Raw genomic sequence first — 3,097 nt, forward strand, 5'->3', positions numbered from 1 at the left:
GGGGGGGAATTGCCGATGTGCGCATTGCCATTGAGGAGGGAATTGAGCTGGCCCGCCAGTTCGAGCAAGAGGAGATCTCCAGTTTGGTGATCCCGCGCCCCCTGCCCAACTTGGAAGTGGTACTGCCGATCAGCAGCAAGCTGTCTCAACTGGCACAAAACCGCGGCTACAGCCGCCTCAGTAACTTGGCCGTGGGCCTGCTGGAAACTCGCGGCTTCCCGGCAATGGTGGGAGCTGCCGATGTCATGCTCAAAACCGCGGATGTCCAACTGGCGGCCTACGAGACCATTGGGGATGGCCTATGTACGGCCATTATCCGCGGTACAGTGGCCAACGTGGCCATTGCCATCGATGCCGGCATGTACGAAGCAGAGCGCATTGGGGAATTGCACGCGGTGGCAGTGATCCCCCGCCCTCTGGACGAACTGGAGCAAGCGCTGCCCGTGGCCAGTTGTTTTGTTGCTCAACCGGTTACCCTGCCGGTAACCCTTCCTCAAGTTCAGGAACAGGAGGTGCAACGCAGCGATACAGCCGTAGAGCGGATCCCTGTTTATCTGGAGCCGCCTGAAACTCCCTAGCCCCCTGAGAAACCCATCTGTTGCCCAAGAAAGCCGAGCAGGGCAGAGGGGAAAAATGCTAGGCTACTGGAAGACCTGGGTCCGTGCAGCTCCGACGCCCAAACCGTGTCAGGATCGGAAGATAGCAGCACCACGGGATGCTCTGAGCAGGCGCGTCAACCCGGGTCGCCCTTTGCAGCCCTACTTCTCTCTGCTGGGTTCTCTCCTCCTTGCCCTAGCAGCGCATTACACTATGTCCGAAACAGACAATCCCCTCGCCAACTGGGCTCAAAAAGCCTTTTACTTCGGCATGGGTTTGGCGGTTGTGGCGGCGGATAATGCTGCCAAGGTGGCCAGCAAAGCGGGTATCCGTCTGATGGAGTTGCGCAAGCAGGCGCAAGCTTTGGTGGACGAGCTGGTGGAGCGGGGGGCGATGACCGCTGAAGAGGCGCGGGCTTACATGGATGCCATCGCCGCCAACGCCAACCGCAAGGGAGAAGACAGACAAACTGCCGGTCCCCGCAAGATCACCATTGATGACATTGGCGATACCGAGGGCGAGGCAGGCACGGCCATCGAACTTTCGGAAGCGGCCCGTCTGCGCCAGAAGATCGCCGAATTGCAAGCTGAGTTGGATCGCCTCAAGGGCAAATCTTGAGCGGAAGGACAGCCCGGCAGGAAGGTAGGAATGCATTGCTTCCTAGCTCCTCTCCCCTTTTGCATAGCGGAAGCGGTACCGCAGAGCACTTGGGAAGTGTCTCAACCTAACTTGAAATGACCCTAAAGATTGAGGCTACCGTCAGGTGGATCGTCTCTGTGAAGTGTTAGGGATCCTCGCCCTTTAGAGCCGGGGGCAGGTCAAGGTTGTTCATTTCAGAGGTTTCAAAAAACTGCCGTGAGACAGCTTGCAATTCTCCGTCGTCGGAGAAAAGATGGGAACACCCGCCTATCTGGGCAGGAGCATCTCAATCCAATCTTGTTGAGTTTGAGCTCAGGCAGCAGGAATGAGGATCCCGTCTTCCGAGAGAAACCGGGAGCTGAGAAAGGGACGCAGCGCCTTGGGAATGCGAATCGAGCCATCCGGCTGTTGGTGATTTTCCAGCAGGGCAGCCAGAGAGCGCCCCACCGCCAAGCCAGATCCGTTCAGGGTGTGGACAAACTGGGTGCCTTTCTGGCCGGCTTCTTTGTAGCGCAGGTTGGCACGGCGGGCCTGAAAGTCCCAGCAGTTGGAGCAACTGGAGATCTCGCGGTATTGATTTTGGGAGGGGAACCACACCTCCAAGTCAAAGCAGCGGGCTGCCGCAAAGCCCAAATCGCCGCTACACAGCTCCACCACCCGGTAGGGCAGCTCCAGCATCTGTAAGATGGCCTCGGCATCCTGCACCAGCTTCTCGTGTTCGGCTTCCGATTGATCTGGGCGAGTGACCTTGACCAGCTCCACTTTTTGAAACTGGTGCAACCGGATCAGCCCCTTGGTGTCGCGGCCATAGCTGCCCGCCTCACGGCGAAAACATGGGGTGTAAGCACAGAAGTAGAGAGGAAGAGACTCTGCAGGGATCACCTCATCCCGGTACAGGTTGGTGAGGGGAACTTCCGCGGTCGGGATCAGCCACAGGTCGTCGTCAGCACAGCGAAAGCTGTCTTCGGCAAACTTGGGCAACTGCCCCGTCCCCTGCAAAGCGGCGCTGTTGACCAAAAAGGGCGGGATCACCTCGGTGTAGCCGGCTGCAACGTGGCGCTCCAGCATCATGGCAATCAAAGCCCGTTCCAGGGCCGCGCCCGCCCCTACCATAGCCACAAAGCGGCTTTGGGCCACTTTGACCGCACGGCCAATCTCCAGCAACCCTAGTTTTTCGGCAATCTCGTCATGGGGAAGGACAGGATGGGCAGGTTTCAGCTCCTCACCCCAGCGACGCACCTCTACATTGTCGGTCTCATCTCGGCCAACCGGCACGCTGGGCAGGGGCAAATTGGGCAGGGTGAGCAGCCGAGCACGAATCTCCTCTTCCAGCTCCCGTTCCTGCTGCTCCAGTTGGGCAATCTCGGCCTTGAGATCCACCCCCCGCTGCCGCAGGGCCGCCACTTCGGGGCCTTGGGGATCCGCCCCCTGGCGGATGATCTCGCCGACTTTTTTGCCGAGGCTGTTGCTTTCGGCCTGCAGGGATCCCTTGCGGGCCTCCAACTGCCGCCGCTCCCGATCCAACTGCAGGATCCCATCCAGATCGACTGTGGCCCGGCGGTTTTGCAGGGCTTGGCGTACCTGTTCAGGGCGATCCCGCAGCAGCTTCAGATCCAGCACAGAGATGGTCTACCCTCAGCTCCAGATATCCGACCTATTTCTTTAGCCAGCTAAACATGGCCCGCAGCTCCCTGCCCACCTGTTCAATGGGGTGTTCGGCCTCGCGGCGCCGCATCGCAGTAAGCCCTGGCTTGCCGGCCTGATTTTCCAAGACAAACTCACGGGCAAATTGGCCGCTTTGAATCTCGGCGAGGATGCGTTTCATCTCGGCGCGGGTTTGCTCCGTGATGATGCGGGGGCC

3 protein-coding genes, 1 other RNA gene and 1 pseudogene are annotated in these 3,097 nt (G+C 59.5%); 3 read left to right on the top strand and 2 right to left on the bottom strand.

Annotated elements, in window-relative coordinates; all coding sequences use genetic code 11:
- The 3 genes from NW815_RS03585 to NW815_RS03595 all read left to right on the top strand — a co-directional run.
- A partial coding sequence (locus NW815_RS03585; RefSeq protein ID WP_414415715.1) for a BMC domain-containing protein occupies positions 1-578 on the top strand: 578 nt, incomplete at its 5' end.
- 72 nt (positions 579-650) lie between these two features.
- Positions 651-748, top strand: an RNA gene (gene ffs / locus NW815_RS03590) — signal recognition particle sRNA small type.
- Positions 749-810: 62 nt separating this feature from the next.
- On the top strand, positions 811-1,215 hold the full coding sequence (locus NW815_RS03595) for a hypothetical protein (protein WP_414388790.1): 405 nt from the start codon (positions 811-813) through the stop codon (positions 1,213-1,215).
- Positions 1,216-1,548: 333 nt separating this feature from the next.
- On the opposite strand, the gene serS is transcribed toward NW815_RS03595, so the two are convergent.
- Complete coding sequence (gene serS / locus NW815_RS03600) at positions 1,549-2,856, bottom strand: serine--tRNA ligase (protein ID WP_414388788.1); 1,308 nt, start codon at positions 2,854-2,856, stop codon at positions 1,549-1,551.
- A gap of 34 nt (positions 2,857-2,890) precedes the next feature.
- A pseudogene (locus NW815_RS03605) lies at positions 2,891-3,097 on the bottom strand (ketol-acid reductoisomerase); the annotation flags it as partial.

Source organism: Synechococcus sp. R6-7, assembly GCF_047461695.1.
Lineage (GTDB): Bacteria > Cyanobacteriota > Cyanobacteriia > Thermostichales > Thermostichaceae > Thermostichus.

Coding starts and splice junctions, on each gene's coding strand:
- NW815_RS03595 (WP_414388790.1), top strand. CDS start 811: ATGTCCGAAACAGACAATCCCCTCGCCAACTGGGCTCAAAAAGCCTTT.